The organism is Segatella salivae DSM 15606, assembly GCF_000185845.1.
GTDB classification, from domain to species: domain Bacteria; phylum Bacteroidota; class Bacteroidia; order Bacteroidales; family Bacteroidaceae; genus Prevotella; species Prevotella salivae.
Genome location: NZ_GL629647.1, coordinates 1,296,873 through 1,323,131 on the forward strand (window position 1 = coordinate 1,296,873; position 26,259 = coordinate 1,323,131).

A 26,259-nucleotide genomic window follows, 5' to 3' on the forward strand; every position below is an offset into this window, starting at 1 on the left:
TCAGAATGTTAAGTTGAGATGGAAAGTGAAAACAGGTTGCATTGTACCTGCTAAGGTTCCGCTTTCTGGGTCAGATTCCTTATAGTTTGTCCATGTAAAGAGGTTTGATCCCTGTAAACCTACGTTGGCATATTGTACAAACGGCGCCACCTTATGAAGCAAGTTGGACGGGATTCGATAGCGCATAGAGAAACTTGAGAGCTTTAAGTAGTCGCTATTCCCTATAGTTCGTGAGTTAGGATAAAGCAAAAGGTTCTCTTCTGCGATGCTTTGTGTGTAGAACGGAGTTGAAAACTCCTTGTATTCATCCCCTCGTTTAAACCACATCTTAGACGTTTGACCGGCCACAGCGTTATAGTTTGCCTTATCTTTATCACGTACATATTGATAGTTAAAACGCTGTTTGCCTCCTAAAACATAATAGAATGATATGTCAAAATCAAACTGTTTATAAGAGAAATTGGCATAGAAACTACCCGAATATGGCGGAGTTAAATGGCCAAGAGCAATGAAATCATTGCGTATAAGCTTTTCTGTTCCCTGCTTTTCAACGCCATTCGGTGTTAAGAACACAGGGTAACCGGTCAATGGATTGATACCCAATGAATGCAAACCATATAGCATATCATAAGACTTTCCTACCTCGTAGTTCGGTATAAGGGTTTGTTCGTCCAAGTAAAGTTTATCAGTCCAGTATAAACTTACTACCTTATTATTATTATAAGCAATGTTTCCTCCCACTGCCAAACGACAGTCATAACCATCTAAAATCCTTGCATTGAGCCCGAGTTCTATACCCCGATTCTGCAAGACTCCAATGTTACGTTTCAATGAAGAGAATCCCGAACTTGTCGCAATAGGCACATCTAAGAGTGCCTGATCCGTGCGACGGTTATACCAATTCACGTCAAAGGTGATACGTTTCAATAGTTCTATCGACACGCCTAAGTCCGTTGATTTGTTTTGTTCGGCCTTTAAGTCTTTGTTATATAAGGATAACAACGACAAGACTCGACTGTTTTCATAAGCTTGTTCGCCGAACATGAACGTCCCAACAGTACTGGATACCGTCACACCATTAAGATTTGCCGTCACACCATAAGACGCTTTAAAGTTCAATTTCGATAGAATCTTATTGCCTTTTAACCAAGAATAGTTCGTTGGAGTCCATCCTATACCTGCTGCCCAGGCTGAATTCCAACGCTTATCTGAGGGTAATATTGACGAGGCATCAGCCTTATAAGTGAAATAAGCGTCATAAATCATGTTATAAGTATAGCCTGCAACCATACCAATTCCAAGCTGAGCATTCTTATCTCGAGGGTTTCTTACGGCGGGTTGTCTAAATCCTTGCAATGAGTTATTTATGGCAGAAGGAGCATCTACGTTACCAACGCCATAACCAGTAATACCTACTGCATCGTAGTTATAAAGGTAATAATCGAGGTTTGCGCCTAAGGTCACATCATGAACATCGGCAAAAATATGATTATAAGTGGCTCGGAAGTTGCTTGAAAGATTAGTCGTTGTCCCCTTGCTACGAGCATAAATACCCCTCGCTATACTTGCAATACCACTGTTTTGCTCTGAAAAGGCAGAAGCAGGAGTAAAGCGATGGTCATCGTTTTGCAAGAAATCAAGACCTGCAACATAAGCCAGCGTGAGGTCTTTCCAAGGAGACAGCGTGAGATTCACATCCACTCCACCATTCTTATCAGTAGCATCGCTCTCGTATTGATGCATTAAATCGTAATAAGTTCGATTGGGATAAGAAAAGAGTTCGCCTGTCTTTTGCTCATAAGGATTAAGATTATACACCATCGAAGAAGGATCGTTAGTCGTTCCATTGGGTGACTTACTCTTAGAATAACCACCAGAAACACCTATCATCAGATAGCCAATCTTCCCCAATTGCTGGTCTATTCCCATACGAACATTGAAGCGTTGCTTGTTGTTTCCTTCGATACGACCTCCTTGATACGTATAGTTTCCTGAGAGATAATAGGTTGTTGAGCCATTACCTCCTTTGATACTAAGGTTATGTTTCTGATAGAAATTGTTATGAATCAGTTCTTTAAACCAATCCGTATGAATGTTTCTCAGTGCTGAAAGGCGTTGTTCGCCCTCAGCAATCAACTGATCTTTGTTTGGATCTGAAGCGTAATTACGCTCTATATAATCACGACTGAAACGATAACCTGGTGCTGCCGGATTCTGCAACAGACGCTCCAACTCAAGCTTTTCGTCTGTATCCATGAGTCGAATACCGCGTCGTCCACGCAAGGTTAAGCCCAAATCCATACTATAATTGAGCGTCATCTTGCCCTGATAACCATGTTGTGAACTAATCTCCAATACGCCGTTAGCCGCCTTTATGCCATATAAGGCACAGGCAGCAGCGTCTTTCAACACCTTAATACTGGCTATATCTTGTGGATTTAAGTTATAGAATGTCTCGGCAGAGATTATCTTTCCGTCTAACACATACAATGGTTCGTTGCTCGTGTTCCCATTCCGAAACGACGAGTTTCCACGTATTCTAATCTTTGGAGCACTACCCAAGTCACCCGTGTTAATAACATTTAAGCCCGGAATCAGCCCCTGAAGAGCCAGTCCCATGTCTATCATTGGCTTCTCTGTAAGCCGTTTTATATCCACGTTTTCAACGATTCCGGCTTTCGAACGCAAATCAATGGCGTTAATGTTACTCTTTGCTTTTACAACAATTTCACCGATTCCATTAGACGCTTCCACCATCTTTACATCCATGCGCTCACGCCCGTTATCTTTCAATTGCTGGCGAGTGTAACCGATATAGGTAAAAGATATCGACGTACCTACAGGCCAATGACCATTCAATTGATAGCGACCTTTCACATCAGTTACCGTCGTTACAGACGTTCCCATCACTCGAACAGTAACACCAACCAAAGGTTCATCGCTGGCATCGGTTACGTAACCATAGAGTTTTCTCTCCTGAGCCATACTCTCTTGCGGAGCAAAAAAGAGGCCCAGAAGCATGAAAAGACTCAATAAAGTCAGGTTTTTCATGTGAAGTTTGGTTTATCGTTTACTTTCAACCCATTGCTTTGTTTGGGCTACAATCCAGTCAACAACGCGAGAAGTAGAGGCTGGAAGGATGCCATCAGGGCTGTAAACAATCTCCACACCAGTCTTCTTTACCAAGTCTTTCTGCACATCTTGCATCTTATGTCGGTCCGCCATACGCTTCACATCAGATGTAAGATAGACGCCTTGAACAATGATTCGTTTCTTCTTTTGAGCCGCTTTAGTCAGCAAAGGCATTAATTCCTTGCCGAAATCATGGCCCATTTCGATAAGCGCATGGTCAACATACGTTATCTTTGTATGCTCTTTGGTAAACTTATCGACATTATTGAGCATCTCTTTCCAAAAGCCTATGCGCTCATCATCACCGTGAGCGAGGTATATTACAGCCTCGTTTGCGTCATCCTTTGATAGGGTTTTGATGCGATCGAGCATGCTATTCTCCAATACATAGCTATAATAGAAGGTTGGACCAAGGATGATTGGTGTCTTTGTATGAACCATTTCAGTATTCTCTTCGGCCAATTCCTCACGCACATAAGGATTATATTTGTGGCCAAGAATATTGGGAAGATCTTCTTCTGTGTGTCCCGATGGAGCAATAAAGATAGGTAATGCGAATATCGTATCAGCGCCTTCAGCCTCACATGCCTTTACCATTGAGGCAACAGATGGCTCAGTATACTCCATCAAAGCAACCTTAACGATATCGATTCCCTTTAGTTTTCCTGCTGCAACCTGCTGCTTAACAAGTGGCTCTAAGTCTAAAACGGGTTTGCGCCATGACTCCATTGGCGAGCCGTGGGCTACGATCATTAATGCTGTTTTTGCTTGAAGTGTTGGAAAAATGGTTAGCAACAACGCTAACAATAACATCATTTTCTTTTTCATTTTCATTCTTATGTATTATTAATTTTAATCTAATGGTTTTATCTGAATACTTGAAAACACTCTTAATCAGGTGCAAAATTATAACATTTTAGTTAGTATGACAATACCTAATTGTAGTGATACAGACTGGTTTTAAAGTCCATTTTCCCCTTATTTTGCATGAAAAGCCCATATTTAGGCATTCTGTTAGCTACCAAAAGTCATAAAAAAGGGAGTTAAACTTGTGTCAAATCGTCACATGAAATAGTACAAAACAAGCCTCATCCCCTGTCCCTTCTCCAAAGAGGGAGAGGATTATTCGTCTTGATAATGGAGGACTTTGTTTGAGGGTTAAATGATGATATTGAGATTATTACTATTAAAAGTCGAAATAAACTGAATCAAATGATTGTGCGAAACGCGTCACTTTAGCGTGTAAAATGACGCAAATTGTTCGATGAAATGACACATTTTACGCTACAATATTACGCATATTGGTTTATCAACTATGGTTTTCCATCAAAAAGAATCAGGCAAAACCTGTTATTATTGCATTTTGTTTTGCTTTCCAACAAAGCCTCTATGCCTTACTATGGCTATCTTTTTAACTCAAAAATGCTATTGAATTAACGCAAAAACAGACATGGTTTTGCTCGCTAACAAACATAAAAAAAGGAGTACCGCCGTACTCCGACCTTGTTAACCTTAAATCTAATACTATGAAAAACACGCCACAAAGTTAGACAGATTGCATGGTTTTTCCAAACAATCTGATTCATATAGTGTTACTTTTACAATTTATTAAAGTTTTGATTTGTGTCTTTTAACGATTTAAAAAATAAGGCATAAAAAAAGGAGTACCGCTGTACTCCAACCTTTGTTAACCTTAAATCTAATACCATGAAAAACACATTGCAAAGATAGAGGTTAATAACCATAGTTCCAAACAATTCACTTCATGATTTAACTCCACGTGCAATTTATTGATTTATGTCAACCAATCCCTCTTGTTTTTGGCCGTCAATCATAATCCGAAAGGCTTTATCGAAGCGCACATGCCTTACATATTGTGTCTCTTCTACAGCTGGCATCGCGTCTAAAAGGTCTTTTCTGACAAAGCCACCACATGCCGAAGTATCGCCAATCGTAAAGTATCCAACACCAAAAGAGGTGAGGTTTTGAAAGAAATGTGTGCCTTGTGAAGGGTCGACATGATAGTTTTTAAGGGCTACTTCAACAATAATTCGAGCCGCAGAGATAGTTGGCCATTTCACGGGAACACCGAGATAATGGTCGCTACTGCCCCATCTTCCGGGCCCGATGAGTACATAATGGCGGCCCTCGGCAAGGAATTTGCGGTTTAATCTCTCTATATCATCGGCCACAAAGTAATTGTTCATGGGCGAGAATTCATCGTTATACTTCACGTAAACTACGTCAGTTATATCATCAGAAATGCCGTGTCCGAGTGCTTGATATGAACGTAACAAGCACGCCTCATCAGGCACTTTAGACAGATCTTTGTCTAACATCTGCCGAGCATCTGCTATTGGTCGAATCTGCAACAGATAGAGTTCACCCGATCCATCGTCGTTAAGATTGCATGCAAACTCAATCTCTACAGGTCGTTTCATGGCTTCACTTCCGTGCTTCATTGCCATCTGTAACAACTCAGGAAGAGGGAAAACATCATGTTGAAGTACGCCTACAAAGGAGATAATCTTACGCCCTCCATCATAGAATCCGTCGTTAATCACTTGGTCATAAGGGTCAAAAGTAGAACAGATATAACGCAACGAGCCATCTTTTTCAGCCTCCTTGACCTTTAGTTTTCGGATATTAAAGCCGTCGTCTACCTTGAATTGTCGCCCAATGGGTGCCATATCAAGTGCATAGAACTGTGTTTGTGTGTCGCGAAGTGCAATATCCCATTCACTCATTTGCAACACCTGGTGAGGATGATAAGGCGAAACACGCAGCGTTTGACCGCCATCTACGATATATTTTCCTAAGCCTAAGGCCAACGAAGCAATGCCTTCTTCAGGCAATTCGTCGCCAATGGGATAATAATTCAACGAGCGAAGTACTCCACTAAACGTTGGATAGAAGTGGTCATCATATTGTTTTCCCACTACTTCTTGTAGGATTACAGCCATCTTTTCCTGGTCAATGACATTGCTGGTTGCCTTCATATAGGCTTTGGAATCATGGAAATAAACCGATGCATAAACACTCTTGATAGCACAAGCAAGCATTTCCAACATCGCATCTCGATTGTCCAAGCAAGGTATCATGTAGGTGTTGTAGATGCCAGCAAAGGGTTGATAGTGGCTGTCTTCAAGCAAACTTGACGACCGTATGGCTATAGGAGCCTTCACAGCATCAAAGAATGTGAGGAAGTCGGCTATCATTGTGTCGGGCAATTGCGCTTGAAGAAAGTGCTGAAGGATATCCTCATCGCTTGCATCGCTTAGGGCAATAGGATAAAGATTGTTGGTCTCCATGAATTGATCAAACACATCTGTGCACAACACGAGTGTCTTTGGAATCTGCACTTTGACGCCTTCAAAGCCGTTAAACTCAGGATGTAACTTGATGATATTATCCAAAAAAGCCAGTCCTCTGCCTTTACCACCGAGCGAACCTTCGCCAATTCGTGCGAAGTGGGCATAGCGGTCATACTTCATTCTGTCAAAAACAGCGACGACACCAAGGTTCTTCATGTGGCGATATTGTACGATTGCATCGAAGGTTATCTGTCGATGTGCATCAACATCTTGTAGCTTATGCCACGTGATTCCACGTAAGAACTGCGACACAGGGAATATTGCTCGTGCGCTCAACCAACGGCTCATGTGGTTCCGAGAGATATGATAGAGCATGGAATCATTAGGGATTTGGAAGATGTTATCTTGCAAATCTTTCAACGACTTGATGCGAACAATCTCCTCATGTGTCTTTGGATTGCGGAAGATAAAGTCGCCAAAACCCATATGTTCCTCCATAATTCTACGCAAATCTAAGGACATTTGCTTAGAGTTTTTATCCACAAAGCGAAATCCTTCGGCTTCAGCCTTCTCGCGGTTTGCACTTTCCGAACTCTCCATTATCAATGGAACATATTCATCTTTGGCTCGGATTGCACGCAAAAGTTTTAGTCCTGCCTCTGGATCTTTATACACATCAGTGTCACGAAGCGGCGAAGGTAGCTTATCATTTTCGTCAGTTGAGGTCTCCTTCATAGGGAAACGAGCATCACAAATGACGCCAAGGCAGTTGTCAGAAAACTGATTATAGATGGTCATTGCCTCCTCATAAGTGCGTGCCAAGACTACTTTTGGCCTACCACGCATACGTAAAGTAGCCTGATGTTTGTTTAATGCTTCAGTGGAAAAGCGCTTACTTTGTGCGAGGATATAACTATAAAGGTTGGGCAGAATGGAAGAATAGAACCGAATACTATCCTCAACCAATAAGATCATTTGCACCCCACTCTCTCGTATATCGTGTGCAATGTTCATCTTATCCTCAATCAATTTGATGATGGAAAGAATGAGATTGGTGTTTCCTAACCAGCAAAACACATAGTCAAACATACGTAAATCCTCGTTCTTCATACGTTTGGTTATGCCGTGAGAAAAGGGAGTTAACACCACACATGGAATGTTTTTAAAGGCTTGTTTGATAGACCTTGCCACACTAAAAGCATCGTTATCAGCCGTTCCCGGCATACAAATAACGAGGTCGATATTTGTAGTTTGCAATGTCACCATGGCCTCTTCGGTTGTCGATACGCGTGTGAACATCGGCGGATAGCGTAGTCCCAACTCCATATATTCATTGTAAACTTTCTCTTCTATGCGCCCATCGTCTTCCAACATAAAGGCATCATAGGGGTTGGCTACAATCAAAACATTGTAGATTCTGCGCATCATGAGGTTAGCAAAGGTCACATCTTGCAGATAAAACTGACTGAACTCGTGCGGTAGTTTCTCTTCCATGGTTCAACGTTTTCGTTACTTTGACACAAAAATAACACATTATTTTCAAAATCAAAGCAATTGAATCAATAAATCATGAAAAGCAAATTGCCCTTCAAAAGAATATCCGTAACTTTGCAAAAACCAACAAAGAATGATGTATGGAATTTAGAATAAAAGTCAATATTGAGCCATCTTCCTGGCAAATCAAACCTGCTCAACGCTTATTTTTCATTGGTTCTTGCTTTGCAGAAAGCATTGGAAGCAAGTTCAGAGATGAGCAATTCCCTACTATAATCAATCCTTATGGCGTGATGTATAACCCTGCAAGCATCCTTCATAGCATTGAACGACATTGCAAAACGGATGATTTCAAGCCCGATGTAGCCTTTATCACGCTCGGAACTAACCATGTTTATGTGCTGAAAGAGACGGGAGAGATTGTTGATAACTGCCAAAAGAGACCTCAATCACTATTTGATGAGCGTATGTTGAGCGTCGAAGCATGTACTGACTACCTACAACAAGCCGTGCAATGTCTGCTCCGTTGCAATCCAAACATGCACATTCTCGTCACCGTTAGCCCCATTCGATATGCCAAATACGGCTTTCATGGAAGCCAACTCAGCAAGGCTGTCCTATTGTTGGCAGCTGAATCATTGGCACAAAGGCCTCAAGTAGACTACTTCCCTGCCTATGAACTCGTAATGGATGAACTGAGAGACTATCGCTTTTACAAAGAAGACATGTTGCATCCAAGCCCACAAGCCGTAGAATATATATGGGAACGATTTGCTGAAACCTATTTCCATAAAGATGTATTCACTATGCTTAGCGAGTGGAAACCTATCAAAGAGGCGCTCCATCACACGCCTTTCAACCCTGACAGTGACGCATATAAAGCCTTCATGGCACTCACAAAAGAGAAACTTCAGGCCTTTATGAAGAAATGGAAAGGGATTAACAGCCCAACATAACAGGGCTAAAAAAACTGCTGAAGCTAAGGAAACTGCACCTTATTTCCTTCACGAAAACAGGCCTTACGAATGATTTTACAACATTCATAAGGCCTGTTTGCATAGCGCAGGCTACGTTATTCATTAACGTAAAGCCTGAAAACACCACTAAGCTTGTGCTTTTTTATCTTCTTTTCTCTTGAAGTAGACGGCAAAAAGCACTACCAACAACAGCACACCATAGGAGAGATAAGCTACTGTTTCGGTTTGTTTCACACTCTTAGGATCAAAGGTTAACACCACCTTATGATGTCCTTTGTCAACATTAAGCGCCCGAAGCACATAGTCAACACGCCCAATCTCTACCGGCTTTCCATCGACTGTAGCCGTCCATTCGGGGTAGAAAATCTCCGAAAAGACCACGATTCCTCCCGTAGCACTACGCACATCATACGTGAGTTGATTGGGTTCATAGGCTGTAAGCTTAACAATCGACGTACTATCTTGGTTCTTTGACTCACCCAACTGGCTTTGGAAGCGTGCATCGGCAACGGCTTCATGGCGCAGATTGAGTTTACCCAGCGCGTCAAGTTCTTCATTTGCATTCTTCACATACGTCACCTTATCTACAAACCAAGCATTCCCATAGACGTAAGGGTTCTCGATTGCCACCGTCTGATTAGCCTGAAGAGGCACTATAAAGTATTTAGCGTTCAGCATGTTCAATACAGGGAAGAGGCTATCTCCATTGACTTTAGTCATGTCTCCGCCTGCTTTTGCGATGGCAGGCATCATCTTTTGCATCTCCGGACTAATGTAAGCATCTATCAATTCCTGGTATCTTCTGAGCTTAGCTGCATGATATCCGCCTATACTTTTATGGTAATAAGAGGTTTCATTCTCGTTGAAAGTGTTGCTGGCAAGATTCAAAACGCGATAGTCTAAGCTTTTATCTTGCAGAATCTGACGGTCGGTTTGTGTCATCGGTTGAGCCTGTTCGCGAACGCTCTTCTCTACAAACATTTCATCATTCAAATAGCGTTTGTTCACCTGCCACATGTCGATGAGACACAAAATGGCTATAGCGCCAACCATATATTCGGCTTTCAACTTCTTGAACTTATAGAGGAAGAGCAGCAAAGTGCCAATAACGATAATCCAAAATGAGCGCCAACAGTCGGCCGTAAAGATGCTTTCACGAATCGATCTCAAGTTAGATTCCAATGGAGAAAGATACTCCGCAGGGATTGATTTGAAGGCTTCCAACTCCTGACTTGATATGAAATCCGAGAAGAACAGCGTGGGCATAAGGGCAAAAAGCAGGGCTATTCCACCCGTGAGTCCAAAGCTGATATAAACGAATTTAGCTTTCTTTGTCAGCAAATCTGGCTCATCTACAATCTTCTTTAACGCCATCATGGCCAATAAAGGAATTGTAAACTCGGCGATAACCAATATCGAAGCCACCGTTCTAAACTTGCTATACATCGGTATATAGTCAAGGAAGAAGTTGGTAAATGGCATAAAATTATGTCCCCATGAAAGCAAAATGCTTAATATCGTGGCTGCAAGTAAGGCCCATTTGATAGGACCTTTCACTATAAACAGCCCAAGAACGAAAAGCATTAGCACAAAAGCACCCACATAAACAGGGCCACTTGTGCCTGGCTGGTCACCCCAATACTGTCCTAATTGCTGATAGATTTGCATGAAGTTTGGGTCTGCCTTTTTCATGGCTTCAGCGTTTGCAGCCAATGGAACCGAAGCCCCACCCTTAGCATTTGGCACAAGCAACGTCCAGGTTTCATCCACTCCATAACTCCATTGCGTTATATAGTCGCGGTCAAGTCCGCTACTTGTTTGATTGGCAGCATCCTTTTTAACGAGTTCACTCTTGCCCCTCATACTCTCTTGTGCATATTGCCACGTATGATAGAGATTTGAAATGTTCATCAATATGCCTATCAACGCCCCCGCAGCACATACAGCTGTGGCCTTAACGAATTGCGCCATGCGTTTCTTTCGGATAGCATCGACAAGGTAGGCTATAATCATAAAGAGGATGATAAACAGATAATAATAGGTCATCTGCACGTGGTTGGCATCGACTTCAAAGGCAGCAAAGATTGCCGTTACAATGAAACCCCATAGATATTTGCCACGATAGGCCAGCACTATTCCTGCAATCATCGGTGGAAGATAAGCCAAAGCCATGACCTTCCAGATATGTCCGGCAGCAATAATAATAAAGAAATACGATGAGAACGCCCACACTATGGACCCTAATGCGGCAAGCGATTGTCGGAAATCAAAGGCTCGCAATAAGATGTAGAAGCCCAAAAGATAAGCAAAAACATACCAAACATTCTCAGGAAGCCATAGGTGATAAGCCTTCACTGCCTGGTTAAGTACGCTCACACTCTGGTAAGATGGTGCCGTCTGATAAGTCGGCATACCACTGAAAGTAGCATTAGACCAACGCGAAACCTTACCTGTTCGCTCGTGGTATTCAGCCGTTTCCTGACCTGCTCCACGTCCCGCCGACGAGTCATGTCGGTAGAGTATGCGGCCATCTAAGTCCGCAGGAAAGAAGTAAGCGAATGAGATTACTGCGAAAATAATGACTACCAACACATCAGGTAGATATTTCTTCAAAGCTGTCATGATGATTTTTATAAACGTTTATCACGTGCAAAGATAGATATTTTTCATGATAAAACGAGAAAAAATCAATAATATCATGCGCCGATATCATTGCCTCCACAAGGCAATCCCTTGCTTTTCAACCGCCATTGATATGAAAAACGATTGCAATTCGGTGCATTTCACCCGATAATTTGAGGCAAACGACCTTACAATCTGCGTCACTTCATAGCGCGATTTGACGCAAACCACAAACCTTTCTGTCATGGAAGCACAGGAGCTTTCCCAACAATCGTTTTATGCCTGAGCTGCATTCATGCCATGAGATGAAATCTACGACGATTAAACTATTTTAATAAGTTCTCGCAAGACGATTCAAAAGAATTCGCTTAACTTTGCAGGCGATGAACAGACAAAGGTATAAAAGAAGGATAACTGCACGACTGCTATTGTTGGTATTCGCGCCAATGTTATTGCTAACTTCGGTTCATGTGCATCGTGCTATGCCACAAATAACAACCGAATGTATGGCATGTCTGCATCATATTCACCATAATGGGCACATCAATTCCATTGACAATCAGGTTGACAATTGCCTGCTTTGCCAGTTTCTTTCACTGCCATTTCTCGGTGCAAAGACGATTGGTGTGCGCCTCTTCAACATCGTAAAGGCCAAAGCGCTTATTCTTTTACAGCAAGCCTTAACGTCCTTTACGGGTCAAATTCATTCTACACGCGCCCCACCCTTCATTCTTTTGCATCCATAAATGATTAAAAACGCGTCGCGACGTGCTTGTCGAGGCGTGATAAATAACCCTTAAATAGCATAAAAGAATGAAGAAATCAATACTATTAGCATTGCTCATGAGTTTGTGTCTCTGGGCAACTGCAGCGCCGTTGGGCACCAATGCATCACTCACGGGCAAGGTGATTGACGCGATAGACAATAGCCCGCTTGTTGGAGTTTCCATTTATATTCCCGAACTTTCAGAGGGAACGACTACCGATGCCAATGGAAATTATGCCCTGCATGACTTGCCATCAAAGACAGTTACCGTGCAAGTGAGCTACTTAGGTCACCAGACAGAGATTCGCAAAATCAATCTAACAACAACATCAACTGCCGACTTTAAACTGCATGAATCGAATGCAATGATCAATGAAATTGTCGTGACAGGACTCACTGGAAAGACGCTAATGAAGGAGTCACCAACGCCAATTTCGGTTGTCACTCAACAGCAATTACAGGCTACATCGGCTACAAACATCATTGATGCCGTTAGTCATGAGCCTGGAGTTTCGCAGATAACAACAGGTGGAGGCATATCAAAGCCGGTCATTCGTGGCTTGGGTTTCAACCGATTGGCAGTCGTAAATGATGGTATTCGGCAAGAAGGCAACCAGTGGGGAGACGAACATGGCATTGAGATTGACCCTCAAAGTATCTCGTCAGTAGAGATACTTAAAGGCCCAGCTTCACTCATGTATGGCTCTGATGCGCTTGCCGGCGTGATGATTTTCCATGGAGATCCTGTCATGGGTAAAAACAAAATGCAGGCTAATGTGTCGTCAGAATACCAAACAAACAATGGGCTTTTTGGCTATTCTGCCAATTTCAGTGGCAACAAAAATGGCTTTGTTTGGGACGGAAGATGGTCGCAGAAACTTGCTCACGACTATAAGAATAAGGTAGACAATTACGTGGTTGGCACGCAGTTTCGCGAGAAAGCAGCCAATGCCATGCTTGGCTTGAACAAGCAATGGGGCTACAGCCATCTCATTCTTGACTACTATCATCTCACTCCCGGCATTGCAGAGGGCGAACGAAGCACGTCTTTCCGCTATGGAAGAGAATTGCCGTTCCAACAGATTCACCATTATAAGGCAGTGTTCGACAACTCATTTTATATTGGAGAAGGAACGCTTCATGCCCTCGTTGGCTATCAACAGAATCGCCGACAAGAGTTTGAAGACAGCGAAACCGAACCGGGATTAGACATGAAACTCCAAACCGTGAACTATGATTTTCATTATCTCTTCCCAGAGAAAGATGGTTGCAAACTCACTGTCGGAGCCAATGGTATGATACAAAACAATAAGAACCTTGGCGACGAATTTTTGATTCCAAACTATAATCTGTTTGATTTCGGTGCGTTTGCCACAACGTCTTACAAGATTAATCAACTGACCTTGAGCGGTGGTTTGCGCTTCGATAACCGTCATCTCAACAGCAAAGAACTTAACACTCAATTCACTGCATTCAAGAGAGACTTTAGAAGTGTGTCGGGAAGTGTAGGAGCTGTCTATGCCCTGACCGACAAAATGAATATGCGTTTGAATGTGGCACGCGGATTTCGCGCACCAAACCTCGGCGAACTTGCATGCAATGGTGTGCACGAAGGTACGCAACAATATATGCTTGGAAACGCAGATTTGAAGCCGGAACATAGCTGGCAGCTTGATGCTGGGTGGGATATGACCTCACAACTTGTGTCTGCACAAGTCTCTGTTTTCGCCAGTTTCATTGACAATTATATCTTTAGTCAGAAACTCAATGGCGTCATTACACAAAATTGTCCCACCTATAAATACACACAAGGCAACGCCAGATTAGTAGGTGGAGAGGCTATGGTTGACTTGCATCCGATTAGTCGTTTGCACTTCCAAAACAGCTTTTCATACGTCAATAGCATTCAGTTGAACCAACCACGTGAATCAAAATATCTACCTTGGACGCCTGCTCCACGTTGGAATTCTGAACTCCGTTACGACCTCGTTCGCGATGGTCAGTTGCTGAACAACACGTATGTTTCTGCCTCAATGGAATGTAACCTGAGACAAAACCACTTCTATGCAGCCAATGATACAGAAACCGCAACCCCGTCATACACCCTCGTAAACTTCAGTGCTGGCACGGACTTGCGTTTCAATGGACATCGAAGAGCATCGCTCTATCTGACTGCCAACAACATCTTTAACCGCGCTTATCAAAACCATCTCAGCCGATTGAAGTATATAGGTGCCGACCCAACGACAGGTCAAAAGGGCCTTTTCAACATGGGAAGAAACTTTGGTGTGAAACTCGTGCTTTACGTTTTATAATGACATTCAAGCCTCTCCTGCATCTACTTCGCCAGGAGGGGCTTTCTTTCTATAAAGAAAAAGCGCAATAACCACAATCCCACGATTTCCCTCATACATTCATCTCTATGGCTGCCTTGCTACAGCCTGCAAAAGCACAAAACTTTTCTTTAAAACTTTAGAAAGCCACTTTTCAACATATCTCCCCTCTCTCTTTGCGTTCAAAAAGCCACTTTGCAACATATCTCCCTTCTCTCTTTGCGCTCAAAAAGCCACTTTCGTCTATGTAATTCTTCTTTTTGACCTTTCTGAGTCACTCAGAAGCATGACTTTTCTCTTTTTAATCGTTCTGAGTCGCTCAGAAACATGTTTTTTCTCTTTTTAGCCCTTCTGAGTCACTCAGAAGCGTGTTTTCGCTCTCTTTAGCCTTTCTGAGTCGCTCAGAAGCGTGTTTTTTCACTTTTTAGCCCTTCTGAGTCACTCAGAAACGCGCTTTTTCCTCTTTTTGCCCTTTCTGAGTCACTCAGAAACGTGTTTTTTCTCTTTTTGCCCTTTCTGCGCCGTGCAGAAGCATGTTTTTGCTCTTTTTGACCTTTCTGCATCGTGCAGAAGCATGTTTTTGCTCTTTTTGACCTTTCTGCATCGTGCAGAAGTGTGTTTTTTCTCTTTTTGACCTTTCTGCATCGTGCAGAAGCATGTTTTTGCTCTTTTTGACCTTTCTGCGCCGTGCAGAAGCATGTTTTTACTCTTTTTGTCCTTTCTGCGCCATGCAGAAACAAGCAAAAGTGTAAGATTATTTGCAATGTAACGATATTATATCTATTTTTGCAAAATAAATAGTAATGCTGTAGAATAGCAACAAAAGCATGAACAAAAAAGAAGTCTAACAAAGAAAAGTAGTTTGTTTTATCAATGGTGAAATATTTGTTGTTTATTATCACAATGACGTGTTGCATGTGTTGTAACTCGTTCCGAAATAATCCCACTGTCAAGGTTCTACACTCTATGGAAAAGGATACCCTACTGAAATCCTTTGGTGTTTTATATATTGATTTAAAAGGAGACACGATAATCCATATCAATAAAAGAACAAGTTGTTTTTTACAGCCGCTTGTGAAATCAGATAAGGGAGAGACTAATTACATTCGACTAAAATTAAACAAAGACAAAAATACTGTTTATATGATAGATAGTATTTTGTCTGTCGGAAAAATTTTGTATAATTCAAGAACTACAGGGATTATTATTCCCATTATTAAATATCAAGATGTAGATGATTTTTGGACAACAGGAGAAATTCAATATTTTAATACAGACGAGTTATTGTCAGATTGTATAGAGAAGAATCTCGAAAATTCAGAGGCTGTTTGTTTTAACAATAGTGGATTGTTCTGTTTGTACATGAATGCAGACACTTTGTTCACATACAATATTGCCACAAAAGAAAAGAAGTCTATTTTCACTTTTAATAATCCAATGATGTATTCTGTAGAACTAAAATTGAAAAATAACATACTTACATTGATATATTATTCTAACCTCGTTGAAGACTTCTCTGACCCTAATTCCGCCGCAAAAGTTATAAACTTTGAGTATCAAGAGTAGTGGAACCTTTAATAAACAATGGCAAGACAAGCTGGTAAACCTGCAATGTTGCTGGTAAGCATGTCGTCAAGAGCCTCGCAGAAGCGTGTTATATTCTCTTTTTGACCTTAGAATCACATATTCCTTATTCTATTAAAAAGAGAAACAATAGGGGAAAGTAAGAAACTATATAGTAAAACAAGCAAAAGTGTAAGATTACTTGCAATATAACGATATTATATCTATTTTTGCAAAATAAAAACGATTATGAGATATTTAATTTTATCCTTCATCTTGTTTATAACTACCAATTGTTTTTCTGCTCAAAAGGATAGTGAATGTTGGAAAACACATAATACAAATAATTCTTCAATGGCGGCGCAATCACTATCTTTCAAACATTTGCAAAAGAAAGGAGTAAGTTATTATTTGATGAAGAATGACACATTAATGCAGATGATAAGAATTAACTATCTTAGTCAAAGTGAAATCCTTTACAAAATATATGTAAAAAATAAGAAGCGTGAGCTACAAGATAGCATATCAGGAATTGCAAAGGCTCATTTAGATTATGACCCAGAAATCGATGAAGATATAGATGGGACGGCCTATCCTGCAATTGAATTTAATGATAAACAGAAAGACTATATATATATCAGAATAGATGCTATTAAAAGAAACAAAATCCAAATCAATGCAAATAATTGTTTGCTTTCAAAGCATCCTTTATATTGTCCTTTTAGTTCTCAGGGTATACTTTTTAAAAGTAAATTAAAAAAGAAATGAATGTATTTACAAAGGTGCTCTATGGATATCTACAATTCATTTAGTTATACGCTATGGAATATCTCATTGCATATTATGAAAAGAAAAAGGGGTAACTCCCTCACGGAAATCGCCCCTTACAACATTATGTACGAGAAAAAATTAATTATTTTCGGGTCTTAATGTGCGCACGGTAACACCTGCTTTCCACATTTCTTTATTACGCATTGCTTCAAGCTCAGCATTCAATTTCTCTCGATAGTCAGGCTTAGAGTTACTATCTATGGCAATCTGAGCTTCGTTTCCAGACTTCACACTAAGGTAAAGCCATTCCATTACGGGTTTAATTGCTTCGCGGAAACGTGGTGCCCAATCTAAAGCTCCGCGTTGAGCTGTTGTTGAACAATTGGCATACATCCAATCCATTCCTTTCTCTCCAAAGAGTGGCATGAGACTTTGTGTCATCTCTTCTACCGTTTCATTGAAGGCTTCTGAAGGTGAATGACCATGTTCACGAAGCACCTCATACTGCGCTTCAAAAAGTCCCTCCATTGCTCCCATGAGTGAACCACGCTCGCCAGTAAGGTCTGATGTAGCCTCACGCTGGAAGGTTGTCTTGAACAAATAACCTGAACCTATGCCGATCCCGATAGCCAATGTCTTCTCTTCAGCATGGCCAGAAACGTCTTGATAGACTGCATACGAACAATTAATGCCACGTCCTTCACGGAACATTGTACGCAAAGATGTACCAGAACCCTTTGGAGCAACCATCACAACATCGATGTCTTTCGGAGGAACCACCCCTGTTCGGTCTTGCCAATTGATTGCAAAGCCATGAGAATAATATAGTGTTTTGCCGGGTGTCAAATATTGTTTAATCTTTGGCCACACAGCAATTTGCCCGGCATCAGAAAGCAGCATACAAATAAATGTACCTTTTTGAACAGCCTCTTCAATGGAGAACAACGTCTCTCCTGGCACCCAACCATCAGCCTTTGCCTTTTCATAGGTCTTTCCTTCACGTTGACCCACAATGACATTAAAGCCATTGTCGCGTAGGTTACAAGCCTGTCCTGGTCCTTGAATACCATAGCCGATAACAGCAATTGTTTCGTTTTTCAATACTTCGCGAGCTTTCTCTACGGGAAACTCTTTACTTGTGACAACGGTTTCTATAACTCCACCGAAATTCATTTCTGCCATATCATCATAAAATGTGCATTCCGAAAAAGGGAAATGCGGTTCAAACTATTCGATATCTGCGTGCAAAGGTAACGCTTTATTAAGATATAAACAAATATAATTTCAGTTTTTTATAAAAGCAAGCTTACATCTTACAACTTCAATTTCTTTTGTCGTTAATTCATTACTTATTGTGATACGTACTGCGTATGTATGCTCTTTCTCTTCTTCAAGATAGAAATTTAGTACGTCTCCACAATGACTTTCTGCCACATAAGCAATGTCAAAACGCTTAATACTATATTGTTTATACCAGTCAAGCGACCACAAATCAAGCACGTGCTCAATGTATTTTACACTATTGATATGCCCATTCATGTCAACATCGCTATAGGTTGTAGTGATTGAACGCACACATTTTGCATCGCCAGATATCTTCACTCTCGAACCTTTTTCAATAGGACAAGGGGTTAGAACATCAACATATTGCGAGATTAATCCATCGCGTATATTAAGGATATCAACAGGTTGTCGTGTGGCTGTATCAATCATTGCCCAAATGCTCTTGCCGTAACCTATCACTCGATTGTCTTTAGAAATTCGGAAATTTCGACTCGTAAAGAAACGCACTACGGCATCAACCCAAGTATCAACCCTAAAGCGTTCATAGGCGATTGGCATCTCATTCATCTCTATAGTAAGCCGCGACAACACCCAAGTGCGCTGAATGGTGTTGAGATAATGCATACCATAACCGCGCTCATTGGAATGGAAGTCAGCAGCATTCAATAGATGATTACCGAGGTTTCCCATGAAAAGATGGTGTGAGAAATCACAATGAAAAGGCTCGGCAAGCAGTTCATAACTGCCGATTTTACTCAGTTTCTCCATGATTGTTTTGTTCTTGATGATTTAGAAACACAGAAATCGGCTCATCATAACTTCTTGTTACAGCAATGCGTCCACTACGAGTATATTGTAAGATGCAGTCAAAAGCATCAAGACTATCATAAAGACTGATGATATCTTCGGTCAGTCCATTCAACAACACAGTAGTATATGTAGGATTAACTTCCAGCATCCGCGCATTGTGTTTACGGATAGTGCGCGACACTTCAGGGGTTTTCATAAGCACTGGAGTAGCAATCTTATAAAGCGCTACTTCGTGAATAAAGAGTTGATCATCTGTATAGAAGTCGGCTTTCACAACATCTATCTTCTTCTCTATAGCCTTTGTGATTTTTATTATCTGTTCTTCATCACTCCAAGCTGTTATCGTATACTTATGAACATTAGGGATAGTACTGGCCGAAGCATTAATACTTTCGATGTTAACTTGCCTTCGTGTGAACACGGCGGATATCTGAGAAAGCATTCCCGCGACATTTTCAGAATAAACAAGTAATGTATAGAGTTTCTTTTCTTGACTCATCTGATTACGCTTTATTACTATTAATAATGCAGTTCGAGTAGCATTTCATTAACACTTTTACCCGGAAGTGTCATGGGAACAATGTCTTCATCGGGCTTAATGGCACATTCAAGAAGATAAGGACCAGCTGTAGAAAGCATTTTGTCTACCTTTGCTTTGAGGTCTTTTCTATCAGTAACAAAATCATAGGCAATGCCATATCCGCGAGCAATATCGCCATAACGAGGATTCATCATCTCTGTAAACGAATGGCGATGGCCAAACATCAAGTCTTGCCACTGACGCACATTCCCTAAGAATGTGTTGTTTAAGAGAATCATCTTCACAGGGATTTGGTGTTCCATTATCGTGCCAAACTCTTGTATGCTCATTTGAATGCCACCATCTCCCATAAAGCAACACACTGTGCGATGGGGTGAACCATAGCATGCACCGATAGCAGCAGGGAGACCAAAGCCCATTGTTCCAAAGCCGCCACTCGTCACAATAGAACGCTTTTGCTCAAACTTAAAGTAGCGACTCGATATCATTTGGTTCTGTCCTACATCGTTTACAAGAATCGCTTTGCCTTGGGTTGCTTCGGAAACAACGTGAGTAACCTCTCCCATCAGCAAAGGACCTTCGGTCGGATGAATATCTTTCTCAATAACACGCTGTTGTTCTTGTTCGGCATATTCATTGAAGGAAGTAATCCATTCCTTATGCTCTACCTTATTTAACAAAGCAGTTATAGCTGGAAGACTTTGTTTACAATCTCCCAAAACAGCAACATCTGTTTTAATGTTCTTATCAAATTCAGATGCATCGATATCCAAATGAATTACCTTTGCCTGCTTTGCATAAGTCTCGGGGAGGCCTGTTACGCGGTCACTGAAACGCATTCCGATGGCTATTAACACATCACATTCCTGTGTCTTCATATTCGTTGCATAACTTCCATGCATACCCAACATACCCATGTTCAATGGATGTTGTGAACTAAGCGCCGACAAACCAAGCAATGTTCTACCAGCAGGAATATCTGCCTTTTCAAGGAATTGCAACAGTTCCTCATGCGCGTTACCCAATTCAACACCTTGTCCTACGAGTGCAAATGGCCTTTTGGCTCCATTGATTAGGCGTGCTGCATCAGTTATCGCCTGCATATTTAGCTCTGGATAAGGCTGATAAGAGCGCACCTTTGTAGTCTTTGTAGGCCGCCATTCGCATGTATGTGTCTGTGCATTCTTTGGTAAGTCGAGCACAACAGGACCTGGTCGACCTGATTTTGCAATATAGAACGCACGACTAACCGCCCATGAAATATCTTCTGGCCTACGTATTTGATAGGCCCACTTACATATTGGTTGTGCCACGCCTACTAAGTCAACTTCTTGAAAAGCATCTGAACCGAGGGCACCAATATTTACTTGTCCTGCAATCACGACTATCGGAGTGGAGTCCATCATAGCATCAGCAATGCCTGTTAATGTATTCGTTGCTCCAGGACCGCTTGTCACTAAACAAACTCCAACCCGTCCACTCACACGGGCATATCCTTCAGCTGCATGTGCGGCAGCTTGCTCATGACGCACCAAAATATGGTCAAACACCTTGTTTTCCCCTCTCGTATAGCCATAGAGTGCATCAAACACTGGCATGATTGCACCTCCGGGATACCCAAAAATGGTTTCAACGCCCTCTTCACGCAAGGCACGCATCAGTGCTTCTGAACCCGTAATAACTTCTTTAGTCATACTCTTGTCTATATATATAATAAGGTGATGATGTGGCTTATTCTACCAAACGGACGCCTCCTTTGTCGGCCGAGGTGACACTTTGTGCATAAGCGCGCAACGCTTTACTCACCACTCTGTGACGCCTCAACGGCTGTTGTGGGCGTGCATTAAGTTCTTCATCCGTCAGCTTTACATTGATACTGCGGTTTGGAATGTCTATTTCGATGATATCACCATCCTTAATCTTTCCGATGTTCCCCCCCGCAGCAGCCTCTGGAGAGATATGTCCTATACTCAAACCTGACGTGCCTCCAGAGAATCTTCCATCGGTAATCAAGGCGCATTCCTTGCCCATATGCATGCTCTTAATATATGAAGTAGGATACAACATCTCTTGCATTCCAGGACCACCTTTAGGACCTTCATGGGTGATAACGACACAATCACCCTTCTTTACCTTTCCACTAAGAATGCCATTGCAAGCATCTTCCTGACTATCGAACACCACTGCAGGCCCAGAGAACTTCCATAACACAGGGTCTACACCAGCAGTTTTAACCACACACCCATTCAAAGCAATGTTTCCAAAGAGCACTGCGAGTCCGCCATCTTTAGTATAAGCATGCGCAAGGTCACGAATACACCCTGCTGTTCTGTCAGTATCGAGATTCTCCCACCGCGTATCTTGACTTCCCATCTCTGTCGAAAAGCGTCGTCCGGGAGCACTATGATAGATGCGATTAGCATTTGGAGTAATCGTCGTCTTTGTGATATCGTATTCTTTCATGGCTTCATCAAGTGTCAAACCATCTACGCGAAACACATCACCATGAATAAGATTACCCTTATTCAGTTCGTTCATGATTCCAAGGATTCCTCCAGCTCGGTTGCACTCTTGCACACTATAACGTTGTGTATTCGGAGCCAACATACAAAGACAAGGTACTTTCCGACTCAAAAGATCAATATCGTTGAGAGTAAATTCAACTTCTCCCTCTTGCGCAATTGCCAACAAATGCAATATCGTATTCGTGCTTCCGCCCATGGCAATGTCTAAAGTCATGGCGTTAAGAAAAGCATCTCGCGTAGCAATATTACGTGGAAGCACACGCTCATCTCCGTCCTCATAATAAGCTAAGGCATTCTTCACAATTAACCGAGCAGCATCTTTGAAAAGATGAATGCGGTTCTTATGCGTTGCAAGAACAGTCCCGTTACCCGGTAAACCAAGTCCAATTGCCTCGCAAAGTGAGTTCATTGAGTTGGCAGTAAACATCCCCGAACAACTTCCACAGCCTGGGCAAGCACAACTTTCGAGTTCTTTCATCTCCTCATCTGTGATAGAAGGGTCGGCGCCTTTAATCATAGCAGTGACCAAATCGGCATTCTCGTCACGCCATCTTCCTGCTTCCATGGGACCACCTGAACAAAAAACAGTAGGAATATTTAACCTCATGGCTGCCATAAGCATGCCCGGTGTCACTTTATCACAATTAGAAATACAAATCATTGCATCGGCTTTGTGGGCATTAACCATATATTCCACTGAGTCGGCAATGATATCCCGTGAGGGTAAAGAATAGAGCATGCCATCATGTCCCATAGCAATGCCATCATCAACAGCTATTGTATTAAACTCCGCTGCATAGCAACCAAGTTGCTCTATCTCTTCTTTCACTAACTGACCAACATCATGTAAGTGGGTATGTCCAGGCACAAACTGCGTGAAACTGTTTACAATAGCGATAATTGGTTTACCCATTTGCTCATGTTTCATGCCTGCTGCCACCCAAAGTGCCCTTGCTCCAGCCATTCTTCTGCCTTCCGTACAGACAGCACTCCTAAGTTGATGCTTCATAGTTTAATTCTGTTTGTTCTTGTAGGTTATTCTTTTTGAATAACATTTTCTGCAAAGGTAGTGAGAAAAAGCATAACAAACAACAAATTGTTTCATTATCTTTTAATTATGCAAGGCAATTATAAGGAAACCAAGCAAATTTTAATCAGTTTAAAACATGCCTACTTTTAGATTTTGTAGGATGCCACTTTTTCCTTACCTTTGTAATAATGCAGCGAGAAAGAACATACATAGCAATCGATTTAAAGTCTTTTTACGCATCGGTAGAATGTGTAGAACGCGGATTAGATCCACTCAACACCAATCTTGTTGTGGCTGATGTGGCACGTACTGAAAAAACAATCTGTTTAGCTGTTTCTCCATCATTGAAAGCTTATGGCATAGCAGGAAGGGCGCGTCTCTTTGAGGTTGTCGAAAAAATTCATGAGTTAAATGACAATCGAAAATATAATTCGACAGACCATCAACTACATGGAAAGAGCATTTACCACAACGAATTAGAAGCTCATAAAAATTGGGCTGTTGACTACATTGCAGCTCCTCCCCGCATGGCTCGCTACATTGATTATAGTACAAAGATATACGGCATATACTTAAAATACATTGCTCCCGAAGACATTCACATTTATTCGATTGATGAAGTGTTTATGGATGTGACGGATTATCTTAAAAGTTACCGCATAACTGCTCATCAGTTGGCAATTAAAATGATTCGAGATGTTCTGAAAAATACAGGGATTACAGCAACAGCTGGTATCGGAACTAATCTCTATCTCTGTAAGGTTGCAATGGATATTGTTGCGAAACATACCAACGCCGATACCGATGGAGTGCGCATTGCAGAACTGAACGAGATGACCTATCGACGCAAATTATGGAATCATCGGCCATTAACGGATTTCTGGCGTATAGGGAGAGGTACTGCAAGAAAACTGGAAACCTTTGGCATAGACACTATGGGTAAGCTGGCACGATTCTCACTTCACCACTCGCCCCTACTCTATAAGATGTTTGGAGTGAATGCTGAATTCCTCATAGATCACGCTTGGGGCTATGAAAGTTGCTTGATGAAAGACATTAAAGCCTATCGACCAAGAAACCATTCACTCTGTTCTGGCCAGGTTCTCCAACATCCTTATACCTTTAAACAAGGACTTGTCGTAGCGCAAGAGATGGCAGACATGCTTGCATTAAGCCTCGTTGAGAAACACAAAATGACTGATCACATCACACTTGCTGTGGGATATGACCGAACATCACTTGACAATCCAACAGTTCAAAAGCGCTACATGGGACCGACAACCAAGGATCGTTTTGGAAGAATTGTACCCAAAACGGCACACGGAAGCTATCCCTTAACACAATATACTTCGTCTGGAAGACTCATCATGGATGCTATTTCTAAATTATATGAGGATATTGTCAATCCCCTGTTAAAGGTTCGTCGCATAACGATTGTGGCCTCTCATGTGATTGAGGAAACGCTTGCTAAACACCAGAATGAAACGCCTATACAACTTAATCTCTTTGAAAACAATGAAGAAAAAAGGCGAAATGCACTTCAAGAACGACATCAATTAGCCCGCGAACGCAAGCTACAAGAGGCAACACTTGACATCAAAAGGCGATACGGAAAGAATAGCCTTCTACGCGGATTAAACTTTGACGAAGGAGCAACAGGACGTGAACGAAATAATCAAATCGGTGGACATCATGCATAAACGTAGTGAGCAGACGGCATGATTGCATATTCAGCAATAGTTCGTATGGCTGTGTTTCAGTTTTTTATTACCTTTGCAAACAAACAAATAACAAGCATGAAGATAGGTATTATTGTTGCAATGGACAAAGAGTTCGAGCAACTTAAGAAAGTATTTCAAAATGATCAGGATATCATTTTGCAACAATGTGGTATCGGAAAGGTTAACTCTGCCGTCGGAACTACAATGATGATTGCCGATCATCACCCTGATTTGATTATATCAACTGGCTGTGCTGGGGGTGCAGATACACGTTTAAACGTTGGCGATGTTGTCGTAGCAAATGCTTGCGTTTACCATGATGCTTACTGTGGAGAGAACTGTAACTATGGACAGATTCTTGGCATGCCAGCCCGCTATATGGCACCAAAGGATTTAGTGGATAAGGCTATACACATGCAAGTTGAAGGCATCCAAGTCCGCGAAGGACTAACCGTGAGTGGCGAATGGTTTGTAGATTCACGCGAGAAGATGCAGGAAATTATGACTCATTTCCCCGAGGCTACTGCCATAGACATGGAAAGTTGTAGCATCGCTCAAGCCTGTTATATCTTTAAAACACCTTTCATCAGCTTTAGAATTATCAGTGATGTACCACTGAAAGATAACAAAGCACAAATGTATTTTGATTTCTGGGACAAATTAGCTGAGGGGAGTTTTGAGGTTACCCGACATTTTATAGAACAAATTAAACAGCAAACAAACAATAAAAATGAATAAAATTCCAAGCTCTTACGATTAACCATGAGCAACTGCTTCGTGGTATTTATGTAAGTAGAAAAGATACAGTTGGGGGCGAGACTATTACCACTTTCGACATCAGAATGAAAGAGCCTAACCGCGAGCCTGTACTCCATAATGGTGCAATTCATACGATAGAACATCTTGCTGCGACCTTTCTTCGCAACGATGATGAATGGAAAGATCGCGTCATCTATTGGGGACCAATGGGCTGCCTAACGGGTAATTATCTCATTCTTCGTGGCGACTTAGAGAGCAAAGACATTGTAGATCTCATGAAACGAACATTCCGTTTCGTGGCTGAATACCAAGGAGAAATCCCTGGAGCTGCCCCTATGGACTGTGGAAACTATCTGCTTCACGACCTCCCTATGGCTCGTTTTGAATCTGCAAAGTATTTACATGAGGTCTTAGAATGTATCAAAGAAGCAAATCTAACCTATCCCGAGAAGAAATAAAGACGCACCACGTGAATGATATTAAAAAGAAGCTTGTCGTGCGTATAACGGCTTTTCTATCATCGAATGATAAAGAATTGAGGTGCTAAGGGTATCTTTGTATAAATATAATAAGGTGGAAAGATTACACAAATCTTTCCACCTTATTATATATAGGAG

General features: G+C 41.7%; 16 protein-coding genes and 1 pseudogene. 8 read left to right on the forward strand and 9 right to left on the reverse strand.

The genetic code is table 11. The features are described 5' to 3' along the window. The 3 genes from HMPREF9420_RS05370 to HMPREF9420_RS05380 form a co-directional block, all read right to left on the reverse strand. Complete coding sequence (locus HMPREF9420_RS05370; protein WP_007134470.1) at positions 1-3,051, reverse strand: SusC/RagA family TonB-linked outer membrane protein; 3,051 nt, start codon at positions 3,049-3,051, stop codon at positions 1-3. A 12-nt stretch (positions 3,052-3,063) separates the two neighbouring features. Next, positions 3,064-3,960, reverse strand: coding sequence for a sirohydrochlorin chelatase (locus HMPREF9420_RS05375; RefSeq protein ID WP_044079116.1), 897 nt, complete (start codon positions 3,958-3,960; stop codon positions 3,064-3,066). A 959-nt stretch (positions 3,961-4,919) separates the two neighbouring features. Further along, complete coding sequence (locus HMPREF9420_RS05380) at positions 4,920-7,940, reverse strand: PEP/pyruvate-binding domain-containing protein (protein ID WP_007134472.1); 3,021 nt, start codon at positions 7,938-7,940, stop codon at positions 4,920-4,922. A 140-nt stretch (positions 7,941-8,080) separates the two neighbouring features. Here HMPREF9420_RS05380 and HMPREF9420_RS05385 point away from each other — a divergent pair, with 140 nt between their 5' ends. After that, a complete protein-coding gene (locus HMPREF9420_RS05385) occupies positions 8,081-8,896 on the forward strand; it encodes a GSCFA domain-containing protein (RefSeq protein ID WP_007134473.1) in 816 nt (271 codons plus the stop codon). Positions 8,897-9,043: 147 nt separating this feature from the next. Here the strand turns inward: HMPREF9420_RS05385 and HMPREF9420_RS05390 are convergent, their stop codons facing one another. Beyond that, positions 9,044-11,539 (reverse strand): YfhO family protein, encoded by a 2,496-nt coding sequence (locus HMPREF9420_RS05390; protein ID WP_007134474.1) that lies wholly within the window; start codon positions 11,537-11,539, stop codon positions 9,044-9,046. Positions 11,540-11,922: 383 nt separating this feature from the next. Here HMPREF9420_RS05390 and HMPREF9420_RS05395 point away from each other — a divergent pair, with 383 nt between their 5' ends. The 4 genes from HMPREF9420_RS05395 to HMPREF9420_RS05415 all read left to right on the forward strand — a co-directional run bounded on the left by HMPREF9420_RS05395 (position 11,923) and on the right by HMPREF9420_RS05415 (position 16,969). Beyond that, positions 11,923-12,285 (forward strand): hypothetical protein, encoded by a 363-nt coding sequence (locus tag HMPREF9420_RS05395; RefSeq protein ID WP_044078781.1) that lies wholly within the window; start codon positions 11,923-11,925, stop codon positions 12,283-12,285. A 67-nt stretch (positions 12,286-12,352) separates the two neighbouring features. After that, positions 12,353-14,620, forward strand: coding sequence for a TonB-dependent receptor (locus HMPREF9420_RS05400; RefSeq protein WP_007134478.1), 2,268 nt, complete (start codon positions 12,353-12,355; stop codon positions 14,618-14,620). A 984-nt stretch (positions 14,621-15,604) separates the two neighbouring features. Further along, positions 15,605-16,204 carry a hypothetical protein gene (locus HMPREF9420_RS05410; protein ID WP_007134480.1) on the forward strand — a complete coding sequence of 200 codons (600 nt, stop codon included), beginning with the start codon at positions 15,605-15,607 and terminating at the stop codon, positions 16,202-16,204. Positions 16,205-16,450: 246 nt separating this feature from the next. Next, a complete protein-coding gene (locus HMPREF9420_RS05415; RefSeq protein ID WP_044078782.1) occupies positions 16,451-16,969 on the forward strand; it encodes a hypothetical protein in 519 nt (172 codons plus the stop codon). 141 nt (positions 16,970-17,110) lie between these two features. On the opposite strand, the gene ilvC is transcribed toward HMPREF9420_RS05415, so the two are convergent. From ilvC to ilvD, 5 genes are all read right to left on the reverse strand, one after another. Continuing rightward, positions 17,111-18,154, reverse strand: coding sequence for a ketol-acid reductoisomerase (gene ilvC / locus HMPREF9420_RS05420; RefSeq protein ID WP_007134482.1), 1,044 nt, complete (start codon positions 18,152-18,154; stop codon positions 17,111-17,113). Positions 18,155-18,256: 102 nt separating this feature from the next. Continuing rightward, positions 18,257-19,024 (reverse strand): acyl-[acyl-carrier-protein] thioesterase, encoded by a 768-nt coding sequence (locus HMPREF9420_RS05425; RefSeq protein WP_007134483.1) that lies wholly within the window; start codon positions 19,022-19,024, stop codon positions 18,257-18,259. Then, positions 19,008-19,565, reverse strand: a complete 558-nt coding sequence (gene ilvN / locus HMPREF9420_RS05430; protein WP_007134484.1) for an acetolactate synthase small subunit — start codon at positions 19,563-19,565, stop codon at positions 19,008-19,010. Before ilvN ends, HMPREF9420_RS05425 begins: the two co-directional genes overlap by 17 nt. Positions 19,566-19,585: 20 nt before the next feature. After that, entirely contained in the window at positions 19,586-21,301 is a 1,716-nt protein-coding gene (ilvB, locus tag HMPREF9420_RS05435; protein ID WP_007134485.1) for a biosynthetic-type acetolactate synthase large subunit, read from the reverse strand. Positions 21,302-21,338: 37 nt separating this feature from the next. Beyond that, the gene (gene ilvD, locus HMPREF9420_RS05440) at positions 21,339-23,141 is read right to left on the reverse strand and encodes a dihydroxy-acid dehydratase (protein WP_007134486.1); all 1,803 of its coding nucleotides are present in this window, start codon (positions 23,139-23,141) and stop codon (positions 21,339-21,341) included. A gap of 209 nt (positions 23,142-23,350) precedes the next feature. Between ilvD and HMPREF9420_RS05445 the strand changes: the two genes are divergently transcribed. The 3 genes and pseudogenes from HMPREF9420_RS05445 (at position 23,351) to HMPREF9420_RS05455 (ending at position 26,100) form a co-directional block, all read left to right on the forward strand. Beyond that, positions 23,351-24,862 carry a Y-family DNA polymerase gene (locus HMPREF9420_RS05445; RefSeq protein WP_007134487.1) on the forward strand — a complete coding sequence of 504 codons (1,512 nt, stop codon included), beginning with the start codon at positions 23,351-23,353 and terminating at the stop codon, positions 24,860-24,862. A gap of 96 nt (positions 24,863-24,958) precedes the next feature. Next, positions 24,959-25,621, forward strand: a complete 663-nt coding sequence (gene mtnN, locus HMPREF9420_RS05450) for a 5'-methylthioadenosine/S-adenosylhomocysteine nucleosidase (RefSeq protein WP_044078784.1) — start codon at positions 24,959-24,961, stop codon at positions 25,619-25,621. Continuing rightward, a pseudogene (locus HMPREF9420_RS05455) lies at positions 25,614-26,100 on the forward strand (S-ribosylhomocysteine lyase). Before mtnN ends, HMPREF9420_RS05455 begins: the two are co-directional and overlap by 8 nt. Positions 26,101-26,259 lie beyond the last annotated feature (159 nt).